General features: G+C 63.2%; 25 protein-coding genes. 12 read left to right on the top strand and 13 right to left on the bottom strand.

From position 1 onward, the window contains the following. Positions 1–14: 14 nt before the first annotated feature. The 4 genes from hflX to trkA all read right to left on the bottom strand — a co-directional run bounded on the left by hflX (position 15) and on the right by trkA (position 4,621). Positions 15–1,292 (bottom strand): GTPase HflX, encoded by a 1,278-nt coding sequence (gene hflX, locus C2I35_RS01180; RefSeq protein ID WP_103761205.1) that lies wholly within the window; start codon positions 1,290–1,292, stop codon positions 15–17. Further along, positions 1,289–1,528 (bottom strand): RNA chaperone Hfq, encoded by a 240-nt coding sequence (gene hfq / locus C2I35_RS01175; RefSeq protein WP_057789335.1) that lies wholly within the window; start codon positions 1,526–1,528, stop codon positions 1,289–1,291. The genes hflX and hfq overlap by 4 nt, the downstream gene beginning before the upstream one ends. A gap of 179 nt (positions 1,529–1,707) precedes the next feature. After that, positions 1,708–3,294, bottom strand: a complete 1,587-nt coding sequence (locus C2I35_RS01170) for a TrkH family potassium uptake protein (protein ID WP_103761204.1) — start codon at positions 3,292–3,294, stop codon at positions 1,708–1,710. Beyond that, the gene (gene trkA / locus C2I35_RS01165; protein ID WP_103761203.1) at positions 3,245–4,621 is read right to left on the bottom strand and encodes a Trk system potassium transporter TrkA; all 1,377 of its coding nucleotides are present in this window, start codon (positions 4,619–4,621) and stop codon (positions 3,245–3,247) included. The genes C2I35_RS01170 and trkA overlap by 50 nt, the downstream gene beginning before the upstream one ends. A gap of 36 nt (positions 4,622–4,657) precedes the next feature. Between trkA and C2I35_RS01160 the strand changes: the two genes are divergently transcribed. Further along, positions 4,658–5,197: a hypothetical protein gene (locus C2I35_RS01160; RefSeq protein WP_103761202.1), complete on the top strand. Its 540-nt coding sequence runs from the start codon at positions 4,658–4,660 to the stop codon at positions 5,195–5,197. Positions 5,198–5,325: 128 nt separating this feature from the next. Here the strand turns inward: C2I35_RS01160 and ntrX are convergent, their stop codons facing one another. The 5 genes from ntrX to dusB form a co-directional block, all read right to left on the bottom strand. Then, complete coding sequence (ntrX, locus tag C2I35_RS01155) at positions 5,326–6,741, bottom strand: nitrogen assimilation response regulator NtrX (RefSeq protein ID WP_103761201.1); 1,416 nt, start codon at positions 6,739–6,741, stop codon at positions 5,326–5,328. Positions 6,742–6,750: 9 nt separating this feature from the next. Then, entirely contained in the window at positions 6,751–8,979 is a 2,229-nt protein-coding gene (locus C2I35_RS01150; protein WP_103761200.1) for a sensor histidine kinase NtrY-like, read from the bottom strand. 153 nt (positions 8,980–9,132) lie between these two features. Then, entirely contained in the window at positions 9,133–10,497 is a 1,365-nt protein-coding gene (locus C2I35_RS01145; protein ID WP_103761199.1) for a response regulator, read from the bottom strand. Further along, entirely contained in the window at positions 10,498–11,577 is a 1,080-nt protein-coding gene (locus C2I35_RS01140; protein ID WP_103761198.1) for a two-component system sensor histidine kinase NtrB, read from the bottom strand. Next, entirely contained in the window at positions 11,574–12,566 is a 993-nt protein-coding gene (gene dusB, locus C2I35_RS01135; RefSeq protein WP_103761197.1) for a tRNA dihydrouridine synthase DusB, read from the bottom strand. Before dusB ends, C2I35_RS01140 begins: the two co-directional genes overlap by 4 nt. 167 nt (positions 12,567–12,733) lie before the next feature. On the opposite strand from dusB, the gene C2I35_RS01130 reads away from it, so the two are divergent. From C2I35_RS01130 to C2I35_RS01115, 4 genes are read left to right on the top strand one after another with little or no spacing between them, the layout of a single operon-like run. Next, the gene (locus C2I35_RS01130) at positions 12,734–13,867 is read left to right on the top strand and encodes a bifunctional 2-C-methyl-D-erythritol 4-phosphate cytidylyltransferase/2-C-methyl-D-erythritol 2,4-cyclodiphosphate synthase (protein WP_103761196.1); all 1,134 of its coding nucleotides are present in this window, start codon (positions 12,734–12,736) and stop codon (positions 13,865–13,867) included. After that, positions 13,864–14,361: a phosphatidylglycerophosphatase A family protein gene (locus C2I35_RS01125; RefSeq protein ID WP_103761195.1), complete on the top strand. Its 498-nt coding sequence runs from the start codon at positions 13,864–13,866 to the stop codon at positions 14,359–14,361. The genes C2I35_RS01130 and C2I35_RS01125 overlap by 4 nt, the downstream gene beginning before the upstream one ends. Then, the gene (locus C2I35_RS01120; protein WP_103761194.1) at positions 14,358–14,825 is read left to right on the top strand and encodes a CinA family protein; all 468 of its coding nucleotides are present in this window, start codon (positions 14,358–14,360) and stop codon (positions 14,823–14,825) included. The genes C2I35_RS01125 and C2I35_RS01120 overlap by 4 nt, the downstream gene beginning before the upstream one ends. 56 nt (positions 14,826–14,881) lie before the next feature. Then, entirely contained in the window at positions 14,882–15,313 is a 432-nt protein-coding gene (locus tag C2I35_RS01115) for a GFA family protein (protein ID WP_103761193.1), read from the top strand. 10 nt (positions 15,314–15,323) lie between these two features. Here the strand turns inward: C2I35_RS01115 and C2I35_RS01110 are convergent, their stop codons facing one another. Together C2I35_RS01110 and C2I35_RS01105 are read right to left on the bottom strand one after the other, a co-directional pair. Beyond that, positions 15,324–16,622 (bottom strand): MmgE/PrpD family protein, encoded by a 1,299-nt coding sequence (locus C2I35_RS01110; RefSeq protein ID WP_103761192.1) that lies wholly within the window; start codon positions 16,620–16,622, stop codon positions 15,324–15,326. Continuing rightward, positions 16,609–17,064: a type II toxin-antitoxin system RatA family toxin gene (locus C2I35_RS01105; RefSeq protein WP_103761191.1), complete on the bottom strand. Its 456-nt coding sequence runs from the start codon at positions 17,062–17,064 to the stop codon at positions 16,609–16,611. Before C2I35_RS01105 ends, C2I35_RS01110 begins: the two co-directional genes overlap by 14 nt. Positions 17,065–17,191: 127 nt before the next feature. On the opposite strand from C2I35_RS01105, the gene C2I35_RS01100 reads away from it, so the two are divergent. Next, positions 17,192–17,371: a hypothetical protein gene (locus tag C2I35_RS01100; protein ID WP_103761190.1), complete on the top strand. Its 180-nt coding sequence runs from the start codon at positions 17,192–17,194 to the stop codon at positions 17,369–17,371. A 158-nt stretch (positions 17,372–17,529) separates the two neighbouring features. Here the strand turns inward: C2I35_RS01100 and C2I35_RS01095 are convergent, their stop codons facing one another. Continuing rightward, positions 17,530–18,720 (bottom strand): carboxylate--amine ligase, encoded by a 1,191-nt coding sequence (locus tag C2I35_RS01095; protein ID WP_146049941.1) that lies wholly within the window; start codon positions 18,718–18,720, stop codon positions 17,530–17,532. Between the two features lie 226 nt (positions 18,721–18,946). Between C2I35_RS01095 and C2I35_RS01090 the strand changes: the two genes are divergently transcribed. The 6 genes from C2I35_RS01090 to C2I35_RS01065 all read left to right on the top strand — a co-directional run bounded on the left by C2I35_RS01090 (position 18,947) and on the right by C2I35_RS01065 (position 24,537). Then, entirely contained in the window at positions 18,947–19,609 is a 663-nt protein-coding gene (locus C2I35_RS01090; RefSeq protein ID WP_170067088.1) for an RraA family protein, read from the top strand. A gap of 35 nt (positions 19,610–19,644) precedes the next feature. Then, the gene (locus C2I35_RS01085) at positions 19,645–20,715 is read left to right on the top strand and encodes a hypothetical protein (protein WP_146049939.1); all 1,071 of its coding nucleotides are present in this window, start codon (positions 19,645–19,647) and stop codon (positions 20,713–20,715) included. Continuing rightward, on the top strand, positions 20,712–21,758 hold the full coding sequence (locus C2I35_RS01080; RefSeq protein ID WP_103761186.1) for an Ldh family oxidoreductase: 1,047 nt from the start codon (positions 20,712–20,714) through the stop codon (positions 21,756–21,758). The genes C2I35_RS01085 and C2I35_RS01080 overlap by 4 nt, the downstream gene beginning before the upstream one ends. A 63-nt stretch (positions 21,759–21,821) precedes the next feature. Further along, a complete protein-coding gene (locus tag C2I35_RS01075) occupies positions 21,822–22,472 on the top strand; it encodes a YdcF family protein (RefSeq protein ID WP_103761185.1) in 651 nt (216 codons plus the stop codon). Positions 22,473–22,678: 206 nt separating this feature from the next. Next, positions 22,679–24,127, top strand: a complete 1,449-nt coding sequence (locus C2I35_RS01070) for a hypothetical protein (protein ID WP_146049938.1) — start codon at positions 22,679–22,681, stop codon at positions 24,125–24,127. Continuing rightward, positions 24,115–24,537: a DCC1-like thiol-disulfide oxidoreductase family protein gene (locus tag C2I35_RS01065; protein ID WP_245890355.1), complete on the top strand. Its 423-nt coding sequence runs from the start codon at positions 24,115–24,117 to the stop codon at positions 24,535–24,537. Before C2I35_RS01070 ends, C2I35_RS01065 begins: the two co-directional genes overlap by 13 nt. 39 nt (positions 24,538–24,576) lie before the next feature. Here C2I35_RS01065 and C2I35_RS01060 read toward each other — a convergent pair whose 3' ends face one another. Further along, entirely contained in the window at positions 24,577–26,157 is a 1,581-nt protein-coding gene (locus tag C2I35_RS01060; RefSeq protein ID WP_425442874.1) for a glucosamine inositolphosphorylceramide transferase family protein, read from the bottom strand. Positions 26,158–26,354 lie beyond the last annotated feature (197 nt).

Raw genomic sequence — 26,354 nt, 5'->3', positions numbered from 1 at the left:
GAGGCACGGTGTGCTCAAAGCCCGTCGAACTGCGATTTCTGCGTCTCGTTCCAGCGTACGGTCAGGGTATAGCCGTCTTCGTCCTGCACCTCGTCCTCGACAAGCCCCTTTTCGAACAGCCAGGCGCGTTTGCGACCGGCGTCAAAGCCCAAGGTGAACGTCTCGACATGGGTGGTGCCCGCCAGCCGGGTGATGATGGTGTCGCTGAGCGCGTCCATGCCCTCGCCGGTGATGGCCGACAGAAGCTGTACGTTCTCCATCCGGCTGGCGCGGTTTTCGACCAGGGTGCGGTCCTCCGGCGTCAGGCGATCGATCTTGTTCCAGACCTCGATCTGCGGCGTGGTTTCCAGCACGCCGAGGCTGGTGAGGATCTCGTGCACGTCGCCGGCCTGGTCCTCGGTCTCGGGGTGCGAGATGTCGCGGACATGGACGATCAGGTCGGCGGCCAGCACTTCCTCGAGCGTGGCGCGGAAGGCGGCCACCAGTTCGGTGGGCAGATCGGAGATGAACCCGACGGTGTCCGACAGGATCACCTCGGGGCCACCACCGGGAAGCGCGATCTTGCGCATGGTGGGGTCGAGCGTGGCGAAAAGCATGTCCTTGGCCATGACCTCGGCCCCCGTGAGGTGGTTGAAGAGCGTCGACTTGCCGGCGTTGGTGTAGCCCACGAGCGCCACGATGGGGAACGGCACCTTGGCGCGGGCGGCACGGTGCAGGGTGCGGGTCTTCACGACCTTTTCCAGCTGGCGGCGCAGGCGGACGAGCTGTTCGTCGATGGCGCGGCGGTCCGCCTCGATCTGCGTCTCGCCGGGGCCGCCGACAAAGCCCAATCCGCCACGCTGACGTTCGAGGTGGGTCCAGGCGCGGACGAGCCGGGTGCGTTGATAGGAAAGCGCGGCCATCTCGACCTGAAGCACGCCTTCGCGAGTGGCGGCACGGTCCGAGAAAATCTCGAGGATCAGCCCGGTGCGGTCGAGCAGTTTGACGCCCAGCTTCTTTTCGAGATTGCGCTGCTGCACGGGCGAGACCGGCCCGTCGATCAGGACCAGCTCGACCTCGTTGTCTTCGACAAGCTGCTGCAGTTCGGCCATCTTGCCCTTGCCGAAGAGCATGCCGGGATGCGGGTCGCGCAGGCGCACGACCGAGCCGCCCAGCACCTCCAGCCCCGGCAGGGCATGGGCCAGCGACACGGCCTCTTCGAGCGCGAGCGCGGGGTCACGCTCGCGGTCTGAACTGGGGATATCCGGGTGCAGGACCCAGGCGCGGGTGTCCGAAACGTCGGTCTGCGTCAAGACCCGTCATCGCCCTCGTACAGGCTGACCGGCTGGGACGGCATGATCGTCGACACGGCATGCTTGTAGACAAGCTGTGACTGCCCGTCGCGGCGCAGCAGGATGCAGAAATTGTCGAACCAGGTGATGACACCTTGCAGTTTGACGCCATTGATAAGGAAAACAGTGACCGGGATCTTGGTCTTGCGTACCTGATTCAGAAATGCGTCTTGCAGATTTTGTCGGTCTGTCGCCATTGTTTTTATAGCCTTTGTTCTTGCATGAGGCCTCTTGCGGCCCCGGTCTCCCTCGGGAGGGAGTATGGAGTGCGCGTTTCGGAGTTTCCAGCCCAAAAATCAAATCGTTGCGGTGTCTTGCCGGGGTGGTGTTTCAGGAGTGTGACAACATTGCCGCGCGGGGCGGATATTCCCGACGGTCAGCGGCGCCACAGGCTGGGGTTGAAAAGCGCGATCAGGGCCAGCGTCTCCATCCGGCCCAGCACCATCGCGGCGGAAAAGACCAGCTTGGCCGCCGGGTGCATTTCAAGCAGGGCGATAGGCGCGTCGGCGCCGACTTGCGTGAGCGGCCCGGCGGTGGCCAGCGCGGCGGTCGAGAGTACGATGGCGTTCTGCAGGTCCTCGCCGAAGGCCGCCATCAGGACGGTCACCAATGCCAGCGACAGCGCGAAAAGCATGAAGAAGATCCACGCCACGAAGGCGCCCTCGCGCCGCATGCGGCGGGTGTGGACCCCCGCGCGGCCCACCGAGGAGGGATGGATCAGCCGCTCCATCTCGCGCTGGCCGTTGAGGTAGAGCGCGTAGATCCGCAGGAGTTTCACACCGCCCGCCGTGGTGGCCACGCCGCCGCCGAACATCGCCAGCCCCATCAGCAACAGCCCCGGCGTGCCGAGACCCGACCAGGATTGCGCGGCCTCCCACGCCGCACTTTGAAAGCCGGTGGTGGACAGGAAGGACATGACGGTAAACGTGCCGCCCCAGAGCGCCTGCAGTGCCTGGCCCAAATCCTCGACCTGGTCGACGTCGAAGGCGCCCAGCCAGTGGCGCGAGAACAGGACCAGCGGCACGCCCAGCACCAATGCACAGCCGATGCGGAACTCGGGGTCGCCCAGCACGCTGGTGGACTTGCTGGTCAGCGTGTCCGACGAAAAGGTCAGCCGCGACAGGGCGAAGAACATGAACAGGAAGATCACGATCTCGCCGCCAAAGCCGCTGCCGGCATTCTCGACCCCGCCGACGGCGGAGATGCCGCTGGTGGCCATCGTGGACATGGCATGCACCGCCGCCACCAGCGGACGGTCACCGCCGATCACAAGCAGGAACCACACGACCCCGGTGAGGCCCACATAGACGGGCGCCAGCGCCTGCGTGCTTTGCGCGATGCGACGGGCAGAGCTGGCGCGGCGGAACCGGCTGAGCGCATCCTCCCCCTGCCCCGGTTCGGCCGAGACGGTGATCTCGAACCCGCCAAGGTTCATGGGCGCCAGCACGGCCGAGGCGGCAATCCAGATCAGAAGCCCGCCGAACCAGCCGACCATACCGCGCCACAGATGCAAGCTGTCGACCAGCCGCGCGGGATTGTCGAAGAGAGTGGCGCCGGTCGTCGTCAGGCACGACACCATCTCGACATAGGCGTTCAGAAAGCGCGTCGTCTCCAGCCCCTCGTAGAAGGGCAGCGCCAGGAACACCGGCAGCGCGGTATAGGCCAGCGCCAGCGAAGCGAGGTTCTGGATGTCCGAATTGTCCTGTTGCCGGCGGCCCGCGATGGCCAGGCCGACGAGCAGGATGAAGGTGACCCCCAGCACGCTGGAATAGAGAAAAGCGCGGGCGACGGAATGATCGTCCTGCACGAAAGCGTGCAGCGCGGGGCCGAGCATGGCGATGCTGGCGATCCCGGTCAGTACGAGGATGAGTGGGAACCGCAGCAGACGGGCCGTGAGGCCCGGCGAGGATGTCTCAGAAGAAATCAATCGAGACCTGCAGGAGCTGTTCCACCCGGCCCACATCCGAAGCCAGCGCGAAGATCACCACCACGTCGCCCGCCTCGATCCGCATGGACCCGGAGGGTTTCAGCACCTTGCCGTCCCGCAGCACGCCCCCCACAAGCACCCCTTCGGGAAAATCGATCGCGCGGATCGCGGCGCCGGCGATGTTGGACGTGGACATGACCTCGGCCTCGATCACCTCGGCCTCGGCATCGCCGATGGAATAGACCGAGCGCACGCGGCCATGGCGGACATGGCGCAGGATCGAGCTGACGGTGGTGGAGCGCGGGTTGATATAGGCGTCGATGCCCAACGGCTCCATCATCGGCAAGAGCGTGGGGTCGTTGATCAGCGCGATGGAGAAAGGGCAGCCTTCGGACTTGGCGCGCACGGCGGCCAGCATGTTGGTCTTGTCGTCGTCTGTCACCGCCAGCACCGCATCGGTGCGCGAGATATTCGCCTCGGCCAGCAATTGCGCGTCCAGCCCGTCGCCGTTGAGCACGATGGTGCGTTCCAGCGCGTCGGCGGCGCGTTCGGCCACCTTGCGGTCGCGCTCGATCACCTTGACCCGGGTGCGCTTGCCGCGCTTCTCAATCCGCTTGGCGACGCTGAGGCCGATATTTCCGCCGCCGATGATGACCAGCCGTTCCTGTGACTGCGAGGTCTTGCCGAAAACCTCCATCGTGCGCGGCACGTCCTCGGAGGGCGCGAAAACATAGGCGTCGTCGCCGACGAAAAGCTGGTCCTCGGCCTCGGGCGCGAACAGCTTGCCGTCGCGGCGGATGGCCACGACCACCACTTCGAGGGTCGAAAAGAGATCCGTCAACTGTCGCAGGGGCGTGTTGACGATCGGGCAGTCATCCTCGATCCGCAGGCCCAGAAGCTGCGCCTTTCCTTCCATGAAGGTTTCGGTGTCGAAGGCGGCGGGGGCGGCAAGGCGTTGCAGCGCGGCCTCGGCCACCTCGCGCTCGGGCGAGATCACCACGTCGATGGGCATGTGGTCGCGGCGGTAGAGGTCGGAGTAGATCGCGTCCAGGTAGGATTGGCTGCGCAGGCGGGCGATCTTTCGGTTGATGGAAAAGACCGAATGCGCCACCTGGCAGGTGACCATGTTGACCTCGTCCGAGTAGGTGGCGGCGATGATCATGTCGGCATCGCGCGCCCCGGCCTGGTCCAGCACGTTGGGATAGCTGGCAAAGCCGTTGATGCCCTGCACGTCCAGCGTCTCGGTCGCGCGGCGAACCAGGTCGGGGTTGTTGTCGACGACGGTGACGTCGTTGCGTTCGCCCGACAGGTGGCGCGCGATCTGCCAGCCGACCTGCCCTGCCCCGCAGATGATGACCTTCATGGGCTGTGCCCTTATTGACCCAATCGAGGGCTTTGCATGACAGATGGGGCAGTCACGGTCAATTGCTTTGTCCTGCGCGGATTTGCGGATAAGCTGGCGGTTATGAGATGGTACCTTGTCCCGATTTTCGCCTGTGTCGCGCCGCTGTTGGCGGGCTGCCTGCCGACCACTGTCTATTACAAGGAAGGCGCCCCGGTGAGCGGGGTCGCGCGGGACCGCACGCAATGTGACGTGGCGGCGCTGCGCGAAGTGCCGGTGCGCACGCTGACGCGCTATATCCCGCCGACCTACAGCTATCGCCCGGTCTGCAACGCGGCGGGCGCGTGCAAGACGGTCCGGGTGCTGCTGTCGCCCGGGCGGTGGGAAAGCTATGACGCCAACGAGGGGCTGCGCGCACGGGTGGCCAAGCAATGCATGGCCGACCAGGGGTACCAGAAGGTCAGCCTGAAGCCCTGCCCGCCCGAGGTGGTGGAGGCCACGGTGATCACCGCGACGCGGGTGCAGCCGCCACTGACGGAAAACTCCTGCGCGATCCGCATCAAGGGCGGGAAATACCAGATCGTGAACCCCGAGTAGGTCTGCGTCGCCTGAAGGAGCGCCTTCGGCGCGCTTGAAGTCTCGGCGGCGGGGGCGTCTCGGGTTTGCCTTCGGCGGGGATGTTTTTGACCAGGGGAAGCGAGGCGTGTACGCGATACCCTGCCCTGTCAGCCCGTCGCGGCCTGCTGGCTGTCCTCTTCCTCGTCGGACACGCGTGCGCCCTTGGTCCCGGTGACGACCCCCAGCGATTTCAGCTTGCGGTGCAGGGCGCTGCGTTCCATGCCGACGAATTCCGCCGTGCGGCTGATATTGCCGCCAAAGCGGTTGATCTGGGTCATCAGGTATTCACGCTCGAACGCCTCGCGGGCCTCGCGCAGGGGCATGGTGGCCACCGTGCCCGACAGGACAACGCGATCCCCGTCGCTGGGCGTGGCGCTGTCGCCGGGGATTTCGCGCGCGGTGATGTCACCGTTGGACTCGCCCAGGATCAGCACGCGCTCGATCACGTTGCGCAGCTGACGGACGTTGCCGGGCCAGCGCATGGTCTGCAGGAGCGCCGCCGCCTCGTCAGCCAGGGCGCGGATGGGCAGGCCCTGTTCGCTGTTGAGCTTTTCGATGAAATAGGCCGCCAGCACCGGTATGTCCTCGCGCCGGTCCTCGAGGCTGGGTACGGCGATCGGCACCACGTTCAGGCGGTGGTAAAGCTCGCGGCGGAACCTGTCGGCCTGAATCTCGGCCTCGAGATCGCGGCTGGTCGAGGAGATGACGCGCAGGTCGACCTGCACCTTGTCGCTGCCGCCCACCCGCAGGAAGGTCTGATCGACCAGCACGCGCAGGATCTTGCCCTGCGTGACCAGGGGCATGTCGGCGACCTCGTCGAAATAGATGACGCCGGTATTGGCCTCTTCCAGCAGGCCGGCGGTGACGGTGCCGTCCTCGGCCTCGCGCCCGAAGAGGACCTCTTCCATCCGGTCGGGCTCGATCGAGGCGCAGCCGGCGCAGACGAAGGGGCCATTGGCACGGTCGGAATTGGCGTGGATGTAGCGCGCCGCCAGCTCCTTGCCCGAGCCGGCAGGGCCAGACAGCATCACCCGGCCATTCGACCGGGTGACCTTGTCCAGCTGGCCCACCAGCGTGCGGAAGACGGGGCTTTCGCCCAGCATGTCGGCGGGGCCGCTGCCCTGCCGCTTGAGCGCGAGGTTCTCGCGGCGCAGGCGGCTGGTTTCCATGCCGCGGCGGATCACCACCATCAGCTGGTCGATGTTGAAGGGTTTCTCGATGAAGTCGTAGGCGCCCTGCTTGATGGCCGCCACCGCGATCTCGATATTGCCGTGGCCCGAGATGATCACCACCGGCACCTCGGGGAAGTCGCGCTTGACCGCCTTGAGGATGTCGATCCCGTCCATGTTGCTGTCTTTCAGCCAGATGTCGAGGATCAGCAGGCCCGGCGGCTGGTTCCGGATCTCGGCCATGGCCTCGTCGGAATTGCCCGCGAGGCGGGTCGTGAAGCCTTCGTCCTGCAGGATGTCTGAAATCAGTTCGCGGATATCGCGTTCGTCGTCGACAATCAGGATGTCACTCATGGGTCTACCTCATACGGCCTGTCGTTGGTCATATTCGTTCAAATCGGGGTCGGTATCCGGCGCGGCCTCGGCCCGGGTCAGGGGAAGGCGGATCACGGCCATGGCGCCGGGGCGCGCGCCCTCGGCGAAGGGCTCGGCGTCTTCCAGGCCAAGGCTGCCGCCATGTTCCTCGATGATTTTCTTCACGATGGGCAGGCCAAGGCCGGTGCCCTTTGCGCGGGTGGTCACGTAAGGCTCGAACAGGCGCGAGCGATCCTCGGGCAGGCCGATGCCGTTGTCGGAGATGCAGATCACGGCCGCGTCGTCCTCGCGCGTGCTGGTGACGCGGATCTGCGGCTGGTGCCCGTCGGAGCCTTCTTTTTCATAAAGGCTTTCAATGGCTTCGCCGGCGTTCTTGATCAGGTTGGTCAGCGCCTGGTGCAACATGGTGCCGTCAACTTCGGCCATCAGCGCGTCATCGGTCAGCGTGGCCTCAAACGTGACATCGGGCTGCCCGGCTTCCTGCAGCAGGACCGCCTCGCGCAGCAGGTGCGTCAGGCTTTCGACCTTGGTCTGCGGTTCGGGCATGCGGGCGAACTTGGAAAACTCGTCGACGATGCGGCGCAAATCGTTGGTTTGGCGCACGACCACGTCTGTCAGCTGTTCCAGGCTGGCGGCCTGTTCGTCATCCAGCACGCGCGTGAACTTGCGCTTGATGCGTTCCGCCGACAGCTGGATCGGGGTCAGAGGGTTCTTGATCTCGTGCGCGATGCGGCGGGCGACGTCGCCCCAGGCGGCCATGCGCTGGGCGGTCACGAGGTCGGTCACGTCGTCGAAGGCCACCACGTAGCCTTCGCGTCGGCCGCCGTCATTGCTACGGGTCGACATGCGCACCAGCAGGTTTTCCATCCGGCCCGTGCGGCTGACCTTGATCTCCTCCTGCACGAAGCCGGTGTTGGACTCCTTCAGCCGGTCAAAGAGCGCGCCGAATTCCGGGATCGCCACGGAAAGCGCCAGCGATTGCTGGTCCTCCTGCCAGTCGAGCAGGCGTTCGGCGGCACGGTTGACGAAGGTGACCCGGCCCTTGGCATCCAGCCCCACCACGCCGGACGACACCGAGCCCAGCACGGAATCGAACAGCCGCCGGCGGCGTTCGATCTGCTCGGTGTTGGTCAGCAGCGTGTCGCGCTGTTGCTTCAATTGCCGCGTCATCTGGTTGAAGTAGGTCGAGAGCATGCCGATCTCGTCATCGGCATCCTCCTCGCGCACCTGGGTGTCCAGATCGCCCTCGCCCACGCGCTGCGCCGCGCTGGTCAGGCGGCCCACGGGACGGCTGAGACGTTCGGCAAACCACATGCCCAGCCAGACGGCGGCAAGGATCAGGATCAGCGCGAAACCGAGATAGAGCACGCCGAACTCAAAGAGCACGCGGTCGCGCTCGTCCTCGCGCTGCTGGTAGAAGCGCGCGGTTTCCTGCGTGTCATCCAGCAGGCTGAGGATGTCGCCGTCGACATTGCGGCTGACGTAGAGATAGCGGTCGGGGATCTCCTCCAGGGGAAGAAGCGCGCGGAACTCGTTGTTGTCCCAGTCGCGGATGATGACGACGCCCTCTTCGTTGGCCTCGTCGAACATCTCGCGCGAGGGTTCCTCGTAGTCGAAAAGGTAGGAGCGTTCCCCGCGCGAGCGGATGTCGCCGGTGCCGTCGATGACGAACGCCTCGCGCAGGCCGCGCTGGATTTCGCGCTGGCCGCGCGACAGGATCTGGCGGATGTCGCCATCATCCAGGAAAACGGCGGCGCGCTTGGTGGCGTTGATCAGCGACGCCAGGGCGCGGGCATCGACCAGCAGATCGCGGCGGTGTTCATCCTCGTAGGCCTGCGCCGCGGCGACGGAGTTGTCGACGACGCGCCCCACCCTGTCGGAGAACCATGCCTCGAGCCCCATGTTCACCGACAGCGTGGCAAAGACGGCGACGGTGATCGTGGGCAAAAGCGCCATCAGGGCGAAGACCCCAGTCAGGCGCAGGTGCAGGCGCGAGCCCGCTGATTTGCGGCGGCGGGCGGCGACCATCTGGGCGACGCGCTGTAGCACCAGCGCGGCGACCATGATAATGTAGACCATGTCGGCCAGCAGGATGATGCGCAGAACGTTGGACGAACTGCCCTGATCGAGCGGGCCCATCACCAGATAGGTCAGAAGCGCCAGAACGGGGCCAAGCACGACAAGGCTGAAGGCGGCGGCATTGCGCACGCGTTTCATGCGCCGAAGGCGCCCGAGCTTTTCCCACGTCAGTCTGCGTGCTTTTACAGCCACGCAATCCCCCCATCAGGTTGTGGCGCGGGATGCGCCAGACCTCCAGATGTGGCTTGGAACCTGGCAGAGCTTCCGAAGGGCCACAGTGATGTTGCAGTTTTACATCAACTTGCGGCGCCGTGTCACGCGAATATCAAGGTCGGTGATTTTCTTGCGGAATGTATTGCGGTTAATGCCCAGAAGGTCGGCACATTTGGCCTGGTTCCCGCCCGTCGCATCGAGCGCGATCTCGATCAGGGGCATCTCCATTTCCTTGAGGATTCGCCCGTAGAGGCCCGGTGGCGGCAGGGTGTTGCCGTGCAGGTCGAAGTAGCGGCGCAGGTGGCGCGAGATCGAGGTCGAGAGGGTCTCACCGCCGCCGCCACCGACCACGGGCGCGGCCTCGGGCTGGTTGCCCAGCACCGCCTCGACCTCGGAGCGGGTGATCTCGGCCGACCGCGCGGTCAGGCCAAGACGCTGCACCGCGTTTTCAAGCTGCCTCACGTTGCCCGGCCAGCTGTAGGCGCGCATCAGCTCCATCGCATCCTCGGACAACGTGCGGGGCGGTTGGCCCTCGCGCTCGGCCTTCAGCAGGAAGTGCTGGGCCAGAAGCGGGATGTCGTCGACGCGGGCGCGCAGGGACGGCACCTCGACCACGGCCCCAGACAGGCGGTAATAGAGATCCTCGCGCAGCTTGCCCTCTTCCAGTCGGTCGGCCAGACGCCCAAGGGACGTGGCCATGAAGCGCGGCACGTGATCGCCGGGCGCGTCCATCATCCGCACGACGCGGGCCTGCGCATCGGTGCTGAGGTCCCCCACCCCGTCCAGCACGATGGTGCCGCCCTTGGCGCGGGCCATGACCCGCGCGGGCCCTTCCAGATCGGCCAGGTCGCTGGGTGTGACGGTGACGAAGGGCAGCGTGCGCCGGTCGGAAAAATCGTGGATCGCGCGGGCGATGAGCGTCTTGCCGGTGCCGGATTCGCCGGTGATCAGCACCGGCAGGTCGGTATTCATCAGCCGCGCGACGACGCGGTAAAGCCCCTGCATCGCCGCGGTGCGCCCGACCAGCGGCAACTCGTCCGGGCGGTCCTCGGACTTCGCCTCGGCCGGGGTGCGAGTGGTCCGGGCGTCGAGCGCGCGGGCGGTGCGCTTCATCAGGTCGGGCAGGTCGAACGGCTTGGGCAGATAGTCGAAGGCCGCGGCCTCTTCGGCCTGGATGGCGGTCATGATGGTGTTCTGGGCCGAGATCACGATCACCGGCATGCCGGGGCGGTCCTGGTTGATCTTGGGCAGCATTTCCAGCCCATTGCCGTCGGGCATCATGACGTCGGTGATCACCGCGTCGCCCTTGCCCTCGCCCACCCAACGCATCAGCGTGGTCAGCGACGAGGTGGCGTGCACCCGGCACCCCGCCCGCGTCAGGGCCTGCGTCAGAACCGTGCGGATCGTGCGGTCGTCATCGGCGACCAGTACCGTGCCATCCATCTAGCTTTCCTCCATGTCCTTGCCGGCGCGCGGCAGCGATATCCTGAATACTGTGCGTCCCGGCACCGAGTTGACCGAAAGCCAGCCATCGAGGTCCGAGACAATTTTGGCTGCGAGCGCGAGGCCGAGGCCGGTGCCGTTCTCGCGGCCCGAGACAAACGGCTCGAACACGTTGCCGGCGATTTCGGGCGGCAGGCCGGGGCCGTCGTCGATCACCTCGATCTGCAAAGGCAGCGACTTGCCCGGCCCCCCGCCGTCGCGGCGGACGCGCAGGGATTGCTCGTAATAGCTGTGCAGGGTGATCGTGCCGCCCTTGTCACCCGCGGCCTGGGCCGCGTTCTTCAGCAGGTTCTGGATCACTTGCAAGAGCTGGTCGGAATCGGCCAGCGCCAGCGGCAGCGACGGGTCGTAATCCTCGACAATGGTCATGTGCGCGGCAAAACCCACCAGCGCCGAGCGGCGGGCGCGATCGAGCACGTCATGCAGGTTGACCGCACGCAGCTTGGGCAGGCTCACGTTGCCGAACTGCTCGACCTGTTCCAGCAGGCCGACGATGCGGCGGCTTTCCGACACGATGAGGTCGGTGAGTTCAAGGTCGTCCTGGTCGAGGTTCATCGACAGAAGCTGCGCCGCGCCGGTGATGCCGGCGAGCGGGTTCTTGATTTCATGCGCCAGCATTTCCGCCATGCCGATGGCGGACTTGGCGGCGGATTTGACCGATTGGCTTTGCGTCACGCGGCCCGCCAGTTCGCGGGGCGAGATCAGCAGGATCATGTGATCGTCCCAGCCCGAGACCGGCGCGATTTGCAGGTTGCACTGCATCGGTGCGCGGTCGCCGGTGCCCACGTCCACGTCATTGACGAAAAGCGGCGCGGATTTCTCTCGGGCGCGTTCCAGCGCCTCTTCGATGGGCGCGTCGACGGCCAGCTTGTCCCATACGGGCTGGCCGACGATCGAGCGGGCCGAGGTCATCAGGAAGCCCTCGGCGGCGGGGTTGATCTGCGCGATGCGGTCCTGCCCGTCGAGGATCAGCCCGGGCACCGGCAGCGAGGTCCAGACCATTTCGTCCAATCCGGTCATGCGGCGGTCCTTTCGGGGGCGCTCATGGCGTCTTCGAGCAGGCGGTTGACATTGGCGGGGTCGCGTTCGGTCAGGATGCGCTTGCGCAAGGCCTGGGGCGTGTCGCGCCCGTCCATGTACCAGCCCAGGTGCTTGCGGGCGACGCGGATGCCCAGATCGCTGCCATAGAAGGAAAGCATGGCGTCGTAATGATCCTGCACCAGTCGCGTCAGGTCCCCGCCCTCGGGGATCTGCGGCGCGGGCGTGCCGTGCAGCTCGTGCGCCACCTGTGCCAGCAGCCACGGGCGGCCCTGTGCGCCGCGGCCTATCATCACGCCGTCCGCGCCGGACTTCATCAGCGCGTCGCGGGCTGTGGGTGTGCCGGTGATGTCGCCATTGGCGATGACGGGGATGCTGACCGCATCTTTTACGGCGCGGATCGCGGCCCAGTCGGCATAGCCCTTGTAGAACTGGCACCGGGTGCGCCCGTGGATGGTGATCATGCGCACCCCTGCCCCTTCGGCGCGTCGCGCCAGTTGCGGCGCGTTCAGGTTGGTATCGTCCCAGCCCAGCCGGGTTTTCAGCGTCACGGGGACCGAGACCGCGCCGACCACCGCTTCGATCAGCGACAGCGCGTGGTCGAGATCCTTCATCAGCGCCGACCCGCTGGCGCCAGAGCCGCTGGCGCTGGTCACTTTCTTGGCGGGGCAGCCCATGTTGATGTCGATCACCTTGGCGCCATTGCCCTCGACCTGGCGGGCGGCCTCGGCCATCCAATGCGCCTCGCGACCCGCCAGTTGCACGGAGGTGTCCGCCGCTTCGAAACCCAATTCCGCCTTCTCGCGCACGCCGGGCTTGGACTGCACCATTTCCTGGCTGGCGACCATCTCGCTGACCACGAGCCCCGCACCGAACCGGCTGACGAGGGTGCGGAATGGCAGGTCCGTAATGCCCGCGAGCGGGGCAAGAAGGACCGGGGGATGTAGGTTTCGGGGGCCGATGTTGAGCATGGGTGCCTAACGAATGAGCATGTGGAGCTTTTATGTCCGTGCGGCGCCAAGTACAATTTATGCATGCCCAATTTGAAATCAAAAAAGTGCGAGTGATTAAAAATTAAGCAGATGCCCGCAATGACGCCCCCATTGCATGCCCCAGCCTGCTTGCGTAAGCAAAGCGTATGAGCACCGCAGCCATCATCGTCGCCGCAGGGCGTGGCACCCGCGCCGGGGGCGAACGGCCCAAGCAATGGCAGCGCGTGGCCGGCAAACGGGTGATCGACTGGACGCTGGCGGCGTTCCGCGCGGTGCCGGCGATCGAGCGGATCGTGGTGGTGGTGCATCCCGACGACATGGCCGAACTGACGGGCGAGACAGGGGTCACGTTGACCGAAGGCGCGGCCACGCGGGCGGGCTCGGTCTGCAATGGTCTGGCGGCGCTGGAGGGGACGGATGTGGCCCATGTGCTGATCCACGACGCGGCGCGGTGCTGCGTGTCCCCGGACCAGATCGCCGATGTCATCGCCGCGCTTGGCCCCGATTGCCCGGCGGCGGCCCCGGCCCTTCCGGTCAGCGATGCGCTATGGCTTGGCCTGGACGGGCTGGTGAGCGGCACGCAGGACCGCGCCGGGCTCTACCGGGCGCAGACACCGCAGGGCTTTGACCGCGACGTGATCGTTGCCGCCCACGCCACCGCGCCCGAGGACGCCGCCGACGATGTCGCGGTGGCCCGCGCCGCGGGCATCCCCGTTCGCATCCTGCCCGGGCGCGAAAGCAACCTGAAGATCACCACGCCCGAGGATTTCGCCCGGGCCGAGACCATCCTGAGAGGCCCCATGGACATACGCACCGGAACCGGCTTTGACGTGCACCGTTTCGGCCCCGGCGACCACGTGATGCTGTGCGGCGTGGCGGTCCCGCATGACAGGGGGCTGCAGGGGCATTCTGACGCCGATGTGGGGCTGCACACGCTGGCCGACGCGATCTATGGCGCGATGGCCGAGGGCGACATAGGCCGGCACTTCCCGCCCAGCGATCCGCAGTGGAAAGGGGCGGAAAGCCATGTCTTTCTGTCCCACGCGGCGGGTCTGGCCGCCGAAAAGGGGTTTCGCATCACCAATGTGGATTTGACCCTCATCTGCGAGACGCCCAAGATCGGGCCGCATGCCGCGGCGATGCAGGCGCGGGTGTCCGAGATCATGGGACTGGAGGTGGAGCGCGTGTCGGTCAAGGCCACAACATCCGAGCGGCTGGGCTTTACCGGTCGCGGCGAAGGCATCGCGGCGCAGGCCGTGGCGACGCTGGTGCGGCCATGAGGGCGGCGCAGCTGATCGCGACTTTCGGCGGCGTGGGCTACCTGCGCCCGGCACCGGGGACCTGGGGCTCGCTGGCAGCCCTGCCTGTGGCGGCTCTGTTGCATGTGCTTGGCGGGCCGGTGCTGTTGGGCTTGGGCGTGGTCGCCTCATTTGCCTTAGGGTGGTGGGCGACTGCACTGGAAACAAAGGGAAAAGACGATCACGACCCAAGCGAGATCGTGATCGACGAGGTTGCCGGGCAATGGCTGGCCTTCCTGCCCGTGTCGATCGGGGCCACCCATGCAGGCGCGGCGCTGACCGCATTGTGGCCGGGTTTCGTGACGGCCTTCCTGCTGTTCCGCCTCTTCGACATATGGAAACCCGGGCCGGTGGGCTGGGCAGACCGGCAGGGTGGGCCGTTGGGCGTGATGCTGGATGACGTGATCGCGGGGCTTTTCGCCGCGCTGGGGGTCATGCTCTTCGCGTGGCTATCGCACGGGGTGCTGGGGCTGTGAGCGCCGAGGCCGTGCTGAACGCCGCCAAGGCGACCGGGCTGATGGTCGCCACGGCAGAATCCTGCACCGGCGGCATGGTGGCCGCCGCGCTGACCGATATCGCGGGCTCTTCGGCCGTGGTCGAGCGGGGGTTCGTGACCTATTCCAACACCGCCAAGCAGCAGATGCTGGGCGTGCGGGTCGACACGCTGGAGGCGCATGGCGCGGTGTCCGAAGAGGTCGCGCGGGAGATGGCCGAAGGCGCGCTGGATCATTCCGAGGCGGATGTGGCGGTGTCGATCACCGGTATCGCCGGCCCCGGCGGGTCCGAGCACAAGCCCGAGGGACGGGTCTGTTTCGGGCTGGCGCGCGTGGGCCGGGTGACACAGGTGGAAACGGTGGAGTTCGGTGCCCTGGGCCGCGCCGAGGTACGGGCACAGGCGCGCGATCATGCGCTGGACCTGCTCTTGCAGGGGATCGGCTAGACGCCCTGCCCTGCGGACATGGATGGTACGGCGCCGTCAGCGAAGGACGACACGACATGACGACACGCGGCCATTGCCATTGCGGTGCAACGCGCTGGGCATTCGAGGGCGCGCCCAACTGGGCCTGCTATTGCCATTGCGACGACTGCCGCCGCAATTGCGGGGCGCCGGTGGTGGCGTGGCTGGGCGTGCCCGTGGCGGCGTTCCGCTGGACCGGCACGGCGCCCGCGACCCGCGAGAGCTCGTTCGGCGCTTACCGGCATTTCTGCGCCGCCTGCGGCACGCCCATGGCGTTCGAGGCGGATCACTACCCGGGCGACATGCATGTCTATGCCGCGTCGCTGGAGAATCCGGGCGCTGTGCAACCGGCATTTCACGTGCATTACCGCAGCCGCCTGCCGTGGCTGACGATCGACGACGACCTGCCCAAGTATGACGGCAGCGTGGTCGACCTGCCGAAGGACGCGGTCATTTTCTCCAAGGACTGACCAGCGAGATCTAACGGACCAGCAGCGCCGCGAATTCCTCCGGCGGGGCGTCGGCCTCGATCGCCTGCCAGATCGCGTCGGCCCGGCCTTCGCCCAGCAGCGTGGCCGCCTTGGCACGTACGCGGTTCTGGCGCGCGGCCAGGCCCGGATCGGCGTCGAGGTCGTGGAAGAGTTCGTGCACGCTGCCGTCCTTCAGCGTCACGCGCAGACGGGCCTGCATCTCGGTCAGGCTGTCGTCGCTCTGCACGCTGACCCGTTCGCGCAGCGCGGCAAGACCAGCGTCGGCGCACAGCGCGTCGTCGAAGGTGTCCAGCCGCGCGGTGTCGTACCCGCTCAGCGCCATCGCGGTGACCATCCGGTAGCTGAATTTCGACTGAAGCCCGCTTTCGGGCGTGGCGATGTTGCAGACGCTCAGCCAGCGGGGATGGGTGGTGATTTCAACGCTCTCGACCGCGTCGGCGCCTGCGTCGAGGTCGCGCAACGCTTCCAGCGTGGCGTGCAGGCCATGGCAGCAGGCGTGGAACTTGTGCTGCACGCTCTCAAAAAGCCACTCTTGGCCCAGCGTATCGAACGCCGCGCCCTGCCCTTCGCCATGATGCGTCGGTCCGAAACCGTTCTGCCCGTCCATCGCGCCCGGCGCGCTGACAAATCCGCGCGCGGCCAGCTGCGCGGCCTCGACACCGTTGGAGGCGGCAAGGCCCGCGTTCATGGGTTTGCCCATGGTGCCGAACTGCGCCTTGATCCCCGAGGCACGGGTGGTGACGAGGCCGATGGCGTGCTGCATCTGTCCCGCGGTCAGCCCCATGAGCCGCCCTGCTGCCAGCGTGGCCCCAAAGGCCCCGGCGGTGGCGGTCTGGTGATAGCCCACCTGGTAATGCGCCCGGCCCAGCCAGACACCCACGCGGATCGACGCCTCGACGCCGATCAGCGCGGCCTCCTGCATCGCGGGGCCGGAGGCGCCCACCGCCTCGCCCACGGCCAGGGCGGCGGGGATCACGGCGACGGACGGGTGACCGATATGGGCAAAATGCGTGTCGTCATAGTCGAGCGCGTGCGAGATCGTCCCGTTGACCAGCGCCGCCATGCGGGCCGGTATGCGCAACTCGCTGCCGATGAGGGTGGCCTGGGGGGTGCCGCCTTCGTCCGCAGCCTGTTCGCGCAGGACCGTAGCCACGGGTTCGTCCCGCCCGGCCACGCTCACGGCGGCCCAGTCGAGCAGCGACAGGCGCAGGATTTCCATGGCATTCTGCGCCGTGACCGCGCCGAGCGCGAAGCCGGCCAGCCGTTCGCCGATCTCAACCCCGTCCATAAAGCTTTTCCGCCCGTGTTTCGAAGGCGCGCACGATGCGTTTCATCGCCTCGTAGAAAAACAGCTCCGCCGCGCCCTGCAACAACCTGTTCTTGAACTTGAAATCCACGTCGAACCCGACTTCGCACTGGCCCTCGCCAATATCACGGAACTCCCAGTTGGAGCGCATGTGGTGGAACGGGCCATCGAGGTATTCCGTCTCGATCCGCTTCTGTTCCGGCCACAGGACGACCCGGCTGCTGAACCGTTCGCGGAAGACGCGAAAGCTGATGACCAGGTCGGCCTCCATCACCTTGCTGCCGTCGTCCTGCGGCGTGATGCTGTTCACGCGCGCGGCGGCGGTCCAGGGCAGGAATTCCGGGTAAGAGCCGACATCGGCGACAAGATCGTACATCTGCTGCGCGGTATACGGCAGCGTCCGGGTTTCGGCGTGGGAAGGCATGCGGGCAGATCGGTCCGTAGGGTTGTGGCGGTATGGGACTGTGTCGTAAACTGGCCCGCGAAATGCAAGGGGGGCCGGGTATGCCGCGCGAAAAAGTCATGGGTTTCGGAACGGGACCGGCCCGTCAATGAATCCCAGATGGCTGTTTCGCATGTCCCGCTGGGCGCAGAACCCGCCAAGCGCGGGGCGGGTCAAGTTCGTCTTCGCGATCATCGGGATCTGTTTGCTGATCTTCGGGATCGAGTATTTCGTCGGGCTGCCCGACTGGATGGCGGTCGATCCCAAAAGCGGCCGCTATCGCCCGTGATCCCGCGCGGGACCGCCCAAGATTCTTCGTACGAAGAATCTTGGGCCCAGAAAATTCGTACGACTTTTCATGGCGTCGCGCGGAGCGTATTGACCGTTTCGAGCCAGGCTCAGATTGTCAGGTTGAGAGCAGCATCCCATACTGTCGACTGCGAGCGGTCATCCGTCCGAACGCGAGAGCTTTCTGGCCATCACCCGACCTGAAACGTATCTCAGGCGTGCCAGTTCGGGCCGCGGGTCCTTCACACTCCACATTGGATAGATCTTCCGGCCGGACCTGACGCTCGCAAGCCACTCCCGCACGCTGAGTTCACCACGCCGGTAGAGCTCGATCGAGGCAAACATATCGCGCAACGGGTTCCACAGCCTGATGTCTTCGCTGGACTGGGACATCTCAAACTTTTCCTGGCCGGTCAGGTGCGCATAGATGAATTCATCAATCTTCATGCCCGATGCCGTCACCAGGGCATGGCCGCCAGTGAAACGTGGATTGCATTCGATGACCTTGAGCTGACCGTCCCGCTCGTCCCTTTTGAATTCTATGTTGGCGGTGCCCCGCCATGGCATGTATCCGAAAAATCTCCGCCCCATCTCTGCGGTTTCGGGCAGTATCACGGACTTATGGTGGCAGGTGCCTCCGCGGTTGATCGGATAGCGCCGGATGACGCATTTCGTGTAATCGAACAACGTTTCGCCGTGCTGGTCGATATAGGTGTAGTAACTGCTCAGCAACGAGTCGGGACCCGGTATCATCTCGACCAGCATGACGTTCAGTCCGTGCGACTGAGCCAGCGTGATCTTGTGCCGCGCTTCTTCGAAATCGCTGTTGATGATGAACAATTTGCACCCGAACACTTTGGTGAACAGATGCGAATGGATCGGCTTCACCATAACCGGGAAAGTGATCTCGTCCCGAATTGCATCAAGGTCTTCGACACTGTTGACGGTCCAGAAATTCGGTGTCGGCACCCCAGCAGCCCTGGCTATTTCCAGCGTTTCCTTCTTGTCCAGCATGGCCAAGCGAAGCTCTGGATCGAAATCCTCCAAGATGTATCGCTCCTCCAACCAGTCCTTGTTCTGGCAGACAAACGTGATTGAATCGTCGCAAAGCGGAAAGATGACAGATCCTTCCAATTCGCTATCGGATCGCAGGAGGTCATTCCAGAAGCTCGACGCGTCAACACCCTTGGGCACCGGATAGCGCTTGTCGCAATAACGCGAATTCAACACCCATGCACCGTGCTCGCCGGACGCGGAAACGTGAATACCGAGGGCCGATAGGTTCCGCGCGACAGAAACGCCGTTCTCGCCACCACCAAGTAAAAGCACACCAGCTTTGGGTAAGGTCAATCAAGGTCTCCTCGCTAAATCGTAAACAATTTATTTTTGTCATTTTGATTGCTTTATTCGCAATAGTATTGAACCGTAGTGACTGTGTCACGGATCGGCACGATAGTAGACTACATACAATATGTTATTGAGAGTTTGGTGAAAATTGAAAAAAGATTGTTTCGAAACCAGCGACGGTGCCGTTGCAAAGCCGAAGTCGTCCGAGATGAATCCGGGTCCCGGTTTCATGGTCAGGAAATCATTCGCGCGTGTTGACGAGGACGTCATAGATGGCTTCCGTGAATTCGAGACGACGGATGTCTCCGACGCCTTGAACCGGATGTACACGACGGGCAGTGACATTCAGAACCTGGCCAATCACAAGAGCCTTGTCGGCACGGTCGTCACCGTGAAGGTCTTTCCCGGCGACAACCTGATGGTCCACAAGGCACTCGATCTTGCCAAGCCCGGAGATGTCATCGCCGTCGATGCCAGCCAAAGCAAAACAGCCGCGGTTGTGGGCGACCTGATCGCCAACAAGGCAAAATCCCGCGGGATTGCGGGTTTTGTCATAGATGGTTTCGTTCGCGACCTGCCCGGGATCGTGGAATGCGGCTTGCCGATCTATGCTATCGGGGTCACGCCTTTCGGCCCGCTTCACCGCGGCCCGGGCGAGATAAACTACCCCATCAGCCTGGGAGGCGTTGTCGTCCAAGCCGGCGACATCGTGAGCGCTGACCGCAGTGGCGTTGTCGTCGTGCCCAGTTGGGCCGCCAAGGACACGCTCGAACGGCTGAGGGAAAACCGTGACCGGATGAGTCAATACGTTGCGGACGTCAAGCGCGGCAGGTTCTCGAATGCCTGGGTTGATGATCAATTGAACGCCGAGGGTTGCCAATTCAACGAATGACGCCACCGTAGCAATCGAACAAGGCTACAAAGATCGTGCAGTACCATTTCGAGAGGCTTAGGCGCCGCCTACTAAAGTTGCGGGATCTGGACGCGGTCCTCAAGCGGCGACGGTTTCGAGGGCTGCGCGACGAATTTTATGATCGTCTTTGGGCCGAGGCCGCCCGGGATGTGAGTGCCAAGGTCGAAAAGACCGATGGGCTGACGCAAATCAAGGCCGGTTCGCTATGTACCTTCGTGCATCATTCGGACCTTATGCTGGACGATACGATTACGACACGGGTCATGGCGGACAAGGCCGTGACCTATGGACTGCTTTCAAAGCTCGGGCATCCGGTACCGGATCACTGTGTCTTCTCCATTGACGATTTGGCGAAGGCGCGTTCCTTCCTCGCGCGTCATCCCGGCGGGATCGTCGTCAAACCGGCGCGTGGAACCGGCGGCGGCAACGGCGTCAGCGTGGGCATCCGTTCCAACGAGATGTTAAGCCAGGCGGCCAGACACGCGGCCAGTTTCAATGCGAAACTTCTGGCCGAACCTATCCTCGAAGGGTCAAGTCTCCGCTTGCTTTACCTGGATGGCGTGTATCTGGATGCAGTGCTACGCGACCGCCCAACCGTCATCGGAGACGGACGCGCCACCTTGCGGCAACTTATCAGGAACGAGACGCGAAATCGGCTGATACGAAAACCAATCGTCGCGCTGAACCCTCTGAACATTGATGTGGACTGCCGCAGCTTCCTGACGCGACAGAAACTCGCGCTAAGCAGCCGTCCGAGTGCAGGGCAGCGTATAGCAGTCAAGAATGTCGTGAACGAAAACGCCGCGCGCGACAACCGCTCGGTTCGTGACGCTGTCAATTCGGAAATCATCGAAGCGGGCGGGCAGCTCGTCGCAAATCTGAACGTCCGCCTTGCCGGGCTGGACGTCATCGTGCGCGATCACACGGCCCCGATGCAGGAAAGCGGCGCCTATTTCCACGAGGTGAACATCGGACCGGGATTGCATCATCATTACCTTATCGCCAACCGTGACGAAGGCGTGCCCGTTGCGAGCCGGATCCTCGAAATCATGTTCAGCCAGAAGAAAGGCGTGATCCGGACATGACGGTCACCCCCTGCAGAATCCTCCCCGAGATGCTGTCGGAGTTCATGCGAGACGCACTGGTGCGATCCGGCGCAGACGCTAAGGAGGCCGGTTGTGTCGCGGAAAACCTGATCTGGAACGATCTCGTCGACCGTCGAAACCATGGCTGCGAGAGGCTGTCGATCCTTTGCACCAAAGTGCGGTCGGGCGCGATCCGGTCACCGTCCCGCATTCGGTTCACGAAATTGGGGTCAGGCGCCGGATCGCTGGATGCTGACGACGGGTTCGGGCAGATAGCCGGGCAGCGCGCGATGGCGCATGCAATCGATCTTGCCGGAACCGCCGGCATGGGCGGCGTCAGCGTGTCCGGAAGCAACTTTTTCGGCACCGGGGCGGCCTTTCTTGTCGAAGCGACCAAGGCCGACATGATCGCCCTGATCATGAGCAACTCTTTCGCCAAGGTGGCCGCGCATGGCGGCGTGGCGCCTGTCTTGGGCACAAACCCGATCGCCTTCGGAGCGCCCCGACGCGATGGCCGCGCCCTTCTCGTGGATATGTCGACGGCCGGGCTTGCCGGGTCGACCCTGCGCGCGCACCGCAGGCAAGGCCTGGACCTGCCCACAGGGCTCGTGATCGACAAGGCAGGCAATCAGTTGACCGACCCGGAACTCGCATTGAACGGCACGTTGCTGCCGGCTGCCGGTGCAAAAGGTTTCGGCTTGTCGCTTTGCGTAGAGATTCTTGCCGGCGTCCTGAGCGGCTCTGCGATGTCCAAACAAATCGGCTCACTATATGCAAACTCCTCGCAACCGGGAAACAACGGGCATTTCGTCCTGGCTTTCGACATCAAGCACTGGATGCCGTTGGAAGCGTATTACGATCGATTCGACGCGATGGCTTCGATGATTGCGTCCTCCAGCCCGGACGGTTCAGTTCGCCTGCCTGGCGAAGCCCGCTGGGACGCGTTGGATCGGAATTCCCGCGAGGGGATAGAGATCGAGCCTGAGACGGCCCGACACCTGGAAGAACTGGCCGCAAATCTGGGGATGCAGACACCATGGTAACGCCAGCATTGACCCGGATGGCTGCAAGGATCGGCCGGCTTCGAGATTGCACAGGGTAATCCGATGCGTCATTTCGGAAAGCTGCTTTTGTTCCTGCTCGTCGCCTACGTCCTATTGGTAGGCGCTATGCGGGTGTATGTGGAAACTTACAGGCAAGATTTGGTGCAGGGCCCGGTCAGCGCCATCGTGGTCCTGTCATCAGGCCCGATGAGAGACGACCGGGAGGGGCGAACCGGTATGCGCACACGGTCCGGGGTGGATCTGTACTTCAGGCTGCGTCAGGCGGGCGACGACCCGAAACTCGTCCTATCCGGCGGCAAGGTTTATTCTGACCACCCCAGCATGGCCGAGGACATGAGGGACCTGGCCGTCGATCTGGGCGTGCCGCCCGACAAAATCATCGTCGAAGGCCGCTCTGGCTCCACGCTTCAGAACGCCTTGTTCTCCCTCCAGTTACTTGGGGATGAGGCAAGTGGCCAGATTGCCGTCGTCACTGACCGCTTTCATATCCCGCGCGCGTGGACCAGCTTTCGCTGGGCGGGGATGTCAGACCTCGTGATGGTCTCGGCCGACGGGGAAACCGAGCCGGTGGACTGGGACAACCTGATGGGTGAAGGCATAAAATGGCCTGCCAATGCATTACGCGGCTTGGTTTTCTCGATCCTGACCACACTGGGGCGGGCAGAAGAAGATACTCTGTGGATCATCGAATGAGTCGAAATGCCCTGCGCAAAGCCTGAACCTGGGCGGCTTTTGCGGGCTGATGTGTCCAATTTTTCATCCGCCGATCGACACGCGTCGGTAAATCTTATTATTTAGGTAGGTTTTTTCCGGATTGCGCTTAAAAAGCCTTGAGAGGATGGCGACTCTTTGCAATCTTCGTGAACATCAATTTGCTTTATTTCTGCAAAGTCACAGATATGACCTATTCCGAACTGAAAAGCTTAACCGTTTTCTCACATGCCTGGGCCGCACAAAGCCTGGTTCAACTGGTGTTTTTCCATAGTGTTTGGTTCGAGCAAGGCGTGATCCTGGGCTACATTTTCGCCGCGCTCGCGATACTTGTTTTCATGTTTCCCGGCCGGGTCTGGCTCTTCGGCGCCATGATCTTCGCGAGTATCGTCTATTTCGTTTCGCAGTGGCCGTTTGTCGTGAACCACATTTTCATCGACACGTTTATGTCGGCAAGCATGCTGGCGGCCCTGATCTGGATGGTCTTGCATTTCAAGCGTCGGCAAATTCCGTTCGATCGTGACTTGGCTGACGCCTGGTTCGACAAATTCGCCCCGGTGTGTGGCGCCGCTTTCGCATTCATGTACTTCTCCATCATCGTTTCAAAGCTGAACACCGACTTCTTCAACCTCGATATAAGCTGTCTCGCGGGAATGATCGAAGAGGCGCATGACAGGCGCCCGTTGCTGTCGCCCCTCCTTTCGATAGCGAGTGTCGAATTTTTCTTCTGGTTCTTCATAGTCGCCGAAGCTCTTCTTCCGCTGATGCTGGCCATCCGCAAGACGCGGCTTCTTGCATTCTACTTCGGCGTCCCATTCCACGTCCTGCTTGGCTTGATGGGTCACTGGCCGTTTTCGTCCTTCATGATCGCCCTTTATGTTCTGGTCGCTGCGCCGGCCCTTGTGGATGTGCTCGGCAAGGTGACGGATTGGGCAGACAGGTTGCGCAATAAATTCGTTCCAGCGGTGTCGCCGACTTTGGGATTTGCGATCGTGAGCGGATTGTTCCTGGCCAGTGTCTGGGTCATCAAACCCAGCTGGGCCTGGCTTATCTGGACGCTCGGCGTCGCGACGGCCCTGCTGTGTGCGACCGTGCGTGAACATATCAAGCACGGCTTGTTCGCCGGGACCGGCGTTTCCCCTATGTGGACCTCGAAACCGGGCTTGCTGTGGGTCTTCTTCGTACTGGTCGTGTTGAACTCCTTGTCACCCTATGTTGGCCTCAAGACCCAGACCAACGTCGCCATGTACAGCAACATGCGGACCGAGGGCGGGGTGAACAATCACATGTTTATGCCTAGGTTTCCGTTGTTCGACATTCAGGACGACCTCGTGGAAATCGTTGCGTCGAACAACGCAAATATCGAAGAGCTGAAGACACATCCGGCCCGGTATGGTTTTGGCGGACAAGACTTCGACGTTTACGTGAATTACTTCGAACTTCGCCGCAGCGTCGCGGGGCTGGAAGATCGGGATCTGGAGATTACCTATATTCGTGACGGTAAGCAGAAGACGTTCAAACGCGGCGAAAGCAACGAAGCCGATCCCGACCTCGATATCGCTCCGTCCATATGGATGCAAAAAGCTCTGTATTTCCGGCCGGTGTTTAAAGGAGATTTATCCTATTGTCTGCACTAGACGCGAATTCCGGAACCAGCACACCGCCGGGCAAAGCGGATAACTGGTTGCTTTATGACGGTGAGTGTCCGTTTTGCAGCCGCTATGTAGAGCTTGTTCGCATCCGTGACGCCGTCGGACCCTTGCGCCTTATCAACGCACGGGACGGCGGACCCGAAGTCGACGAAGTCAAAGCCCGCGATCTGGACCTTGACGAAGGCATGGTGCTGAAGATGTCAGGCAAGCTGTATCACGGGCAGGACTGCATTCACGCTTTGTCTCTGCTGAGTTCGCCGGAAGGCGCATTCAATCGGTTCAACGCGTGGGTGTTTCGTTCAAAGACCCGCGCCGGGCTTTTGTATCCCGTTCTTCGTGCTGGGCGTAACACGACTCTCAGGTTGCTCGGCCGCAAGAAGATGCGGTCGAGTTAACGCGGTAAGGCGGTCAGCCCGCTTCGATACATGAAACGTCTATCTATCCGGCGACGTCGTGCACCAATCGATCACATATCGGTCCCGCAGCATGTTGAGGTGATGCAGACCAATGCTGCCCGGCTTGTCCTCCGGCGTGAACCTGTGCACCAGCCTTTCTTCGTATGCCATGTGATCGAGGCGCGTGATCTCCATGATGTTCAGCCCGTACCCGTACACACCGAAGCTGTTGTTCTGAGATGGGCGATAAATACTCGCCTCCCTCCGGATCACGGACCCCGCGTTACGCGCAACATCAGAGCCGATCACCACAGGATTTTGCGGATGCGGAACGATGGTCGCGAGATCAGGGCCGTCCACCGCAAACAGGTAAAGTTCGCTGGAATGATCCTGGAAGGCATAATGGTCTGAAAGATTGGTCAAGAGCCAGCACTGTCCATCCTCCGTCCGAAACAGGCTGCTATCGGCAAGGTACTCGCCCTCGAACGCTGTCGCGTGCAGTTCCCATTCCGTGGGAAACGTCTTGGCTTTCCAGACTTCCAACCGCATTTTCTGCTGTGTTTCAGGAACCATGAAAATGTCGTTCCCTTCTCGAAACAGGTAAGGATAGGAAAGGTGGTATGGACGTTTCAGCGCCACCACCGAAGGCGATAAAAATCCATCGCCCAGCCGCGCCGCTTCGATCCAACCATTGCTGTCGTTCTGGCCCATGGCCTCGTAGAAGATCCAGGTCTCGCCATCGTGTTCGAACAGAAAGGGATCCGCCATGAAATATGCGTTTGCCGGAAGATCCCAGGCGTCACGCAGGTTGATATCCATCCTGTCGGACGTGCCGCTCATGACCCTCCAGGTAAGATTTGGGCTCGACAGCTTTCCAGGAAGGCGCCGCGCCAGCCTTTCGCAGGCCGTCGAAAGGAAACTGCCGACATAGGGCAGAAGGTCAGCATGGCCCGAGGGCGCGCGTGGTGGCAGTGGTTCCGCCAAGTCGTGGCCGAAGTCCGGGTTGGATTGCAGGTCCTTCAATGTCCGTAAAACCAAAAGGACGGTCTTCTCCGCTACGAACGCCCCGGTCAGGACGGCCCCCGGCTTTGGATTGTAAGCCGCACGCCGCAGGGTTCGCCCAATCGTTTCCCCAAGCTTTCGGAGTACGATGTCCACCTTGATGTTGGGCGCTGTGAACACGGTGCGACAGGTCCCGATCCAGTCGGGTGTCGAGGACCCCTCGTAGGTGACGGAAACCTCACCGACGCGCGCCAATTGCAAGTGCTTTTGCGCAAGCGTACTTGCGCCCAACACAAGAGCGACGTCAAAGACAGGCCGTGCGGCGTCGTCACGGATCTCGGACAGCTCTGCCAGCCGAGCGGTCGCCGCCGCTGTGTCGTATTTGGCAATACGGCGGCTCATGAGATATCGCTCCGCCGCCAGCGCCCAACGAACAAGGAAAGGCGGCCGTCGCATTACAGTCGGCCGTTGACCTGCAAGCTTTCCGACAAGCTGAAACTCTCCCGACGCGCTCAGTCGGTCAATCAGCATGGCTTGCGCATCGGTCAGCGTCTCGCCGGGCGTGTAAGCCAGCGCCAACCTCAGGGGCGTCGACGGTTTCGCGCAAGCATCACGCATGATCAAGCGCGCGCCCGGAGATGTTTGCATCAACGGCAAACTGGACAGAAATCACCACCGCGACGTGCTGGAGAAACATTGGAGTATCACCTGTAAAAAACTGTTGAATCAATCTGTCGTAAAAATCGCATACCATCGCCAGTCAAACCCAAGCTTGTCGAAAACAGAAGCGATTTCGGGCCAAATATGCGATTTCT

Source organism: Roseovarius confluentis (genome assembly GCF_002917925.1).
Classification (GTDB): Bacteria; Pseudomonadota; Alphaproteobacteria; order Rhodobacterales; family Rhodobacteraceae; genus Roseovarius; species Roseovarius confluentis.
The sequence above is the reverse complement of the archived record's forward strand: the minus strand, read 5'-3'. Positions and strand labels throughout refer to the sequence as shown.

Bases quoted from the DNA above. Each gene is read 5' to 3' on its own strand.
- C2I35_RS01105 (WP_103761191.1), bottom strand. From the start codon at position 17,064: ATGCCTTCCCACGCCGAAACCCGGACGCTGCCGTATACCGCGCAGCAG.
- ntrX (WP_103761201.1), bottom strand. From the start codon at position 6,741: ATGAGTGACATCCTGATTGTCGACGACGAACGCGATATCCGCGAACTG.
- C2I35_RS01140 (WP_103761198.1), bottom strand. From the start codon at position 11,577: ATGACCGGATTGGACGAAATGGTCTGGACCTCGCTGCCGGTGCCCGGG.
- C2I35_RS01130 (WP_103761196.1), top strand. From the start codon at position 12,734: ATGAGCACCGCAGCCATCATCGTCGCCGCAGGGCGTGGCACCCGCGCC.
- C2I35_RS01075 (WP_103761185.1), top strand. From the start codon at position 21,822: ATGCGTCATTTCGGAAAGCTGCTTTTGTTCCTGCTCGTCGCCTACGTC.
- C2I35_RS01170 (WP_103761204.1), bottom strand. From the start codon at position 3,294: ATGTGGGCCGGGTGGAACAGCTCCTGCAGGTCTCGATTGATTTCTTCT.
- C2I35_RS01125 (WP_103761195.1), top strand. From the start codon at position 13,864: ATGAGGGCGGCGCAGCTGATCGCGACTTTCGGCGGCGTGGGCTACCTG.
- C2I35_RS01110 (WP_103761192.1), bottom strand. From the start codon at position 16,622: ATGGACGGGGTTGAGATCGGCGAACGGCTGGCCGGCTTCGCGCTCGGC.
- C2I35_RS01160 (WP_103761202.1), top strand. From the start codon at position 4,658: ATGACAGATGGGGCAGTCACGGTCAATTGCTTTGTCCTGCGCGGATTT.
- C2I35_RS01145 (WP_103761199.1), bottom strand. From the start codon at position 10,497: ATGGATGGCACGGTACTGGTCGCCGATGACGACCGCACGATCCGCACG.
- hfq (WP_057789335.1), bottom strand. From the start codon at position 1,528: ATGGCGACAGACCGACAAAATCTGCAAGACGCATTTCTGAATCAGGTA.
- C2I35_RS01070 (WP_146049938.1), top strand. From the start codon at position 22,679: ATGACCTATTCCGAACTGAAAAGCTTAACCGTTTTCTCACATGCCTGG.
- C2I35_RS01150 (WP_103761200.1), bottom strand. From the start codon at position 8,979: ATGAAACGCGTGCGCAATGCCGCCGCCTTCAGCCTTGTCGTGCTTGGC.
- C2I35_RS01090 (WP_170067088.1), top strand. From the start codon at position 18,947: ATGGTCAGGAAATCATTCGCGCGTGTTGACGAGGACGTCATAGATGGC.
- C2I35_RS01060 (WP_425442874.1), bottom strand. From the start codon at position 26,157: ATGCGTGATGCTTGCGCGAAACCGTCGACGCCCCTGAGGTTGGCGCTG.
- C2I35_RS01100 (WP_103761190.1), top strand. From the start codon at position 17,192: ATGAATCCCAGATGGCTGTTTCGCATGTCCCGCTGGGCGCAGAACCCG.
- dusB (WP_103761197.1), bottom strand. From the start codon at position 12,566: ATGCTCAACATCGGCCCCCGAAACCTACATCCCCCGGTCCTTCTTGCC.
- C2I35_RS01080 (WP_103761186.1), top strand. From the start codon at position 20,712: ATGACGGTCACCCCCTGCAGAATCCTCCCCGAGATGCTGTCGGAGTTC.
- C2I35_RS01115 (WP_103761193.1), top strand. From the start codon at position 14,882: ATGACGACACGCGGCCATTGCCATTGCGGTGCAACGCGCTGGGCATTC.
- trkA (WP_103761203.1), bottom strand. From the start codon at position 4,621: ATGAAGGTCATCATCTGCGGGGCAGGGCAGGTCGGCTGGCAGATCGCG.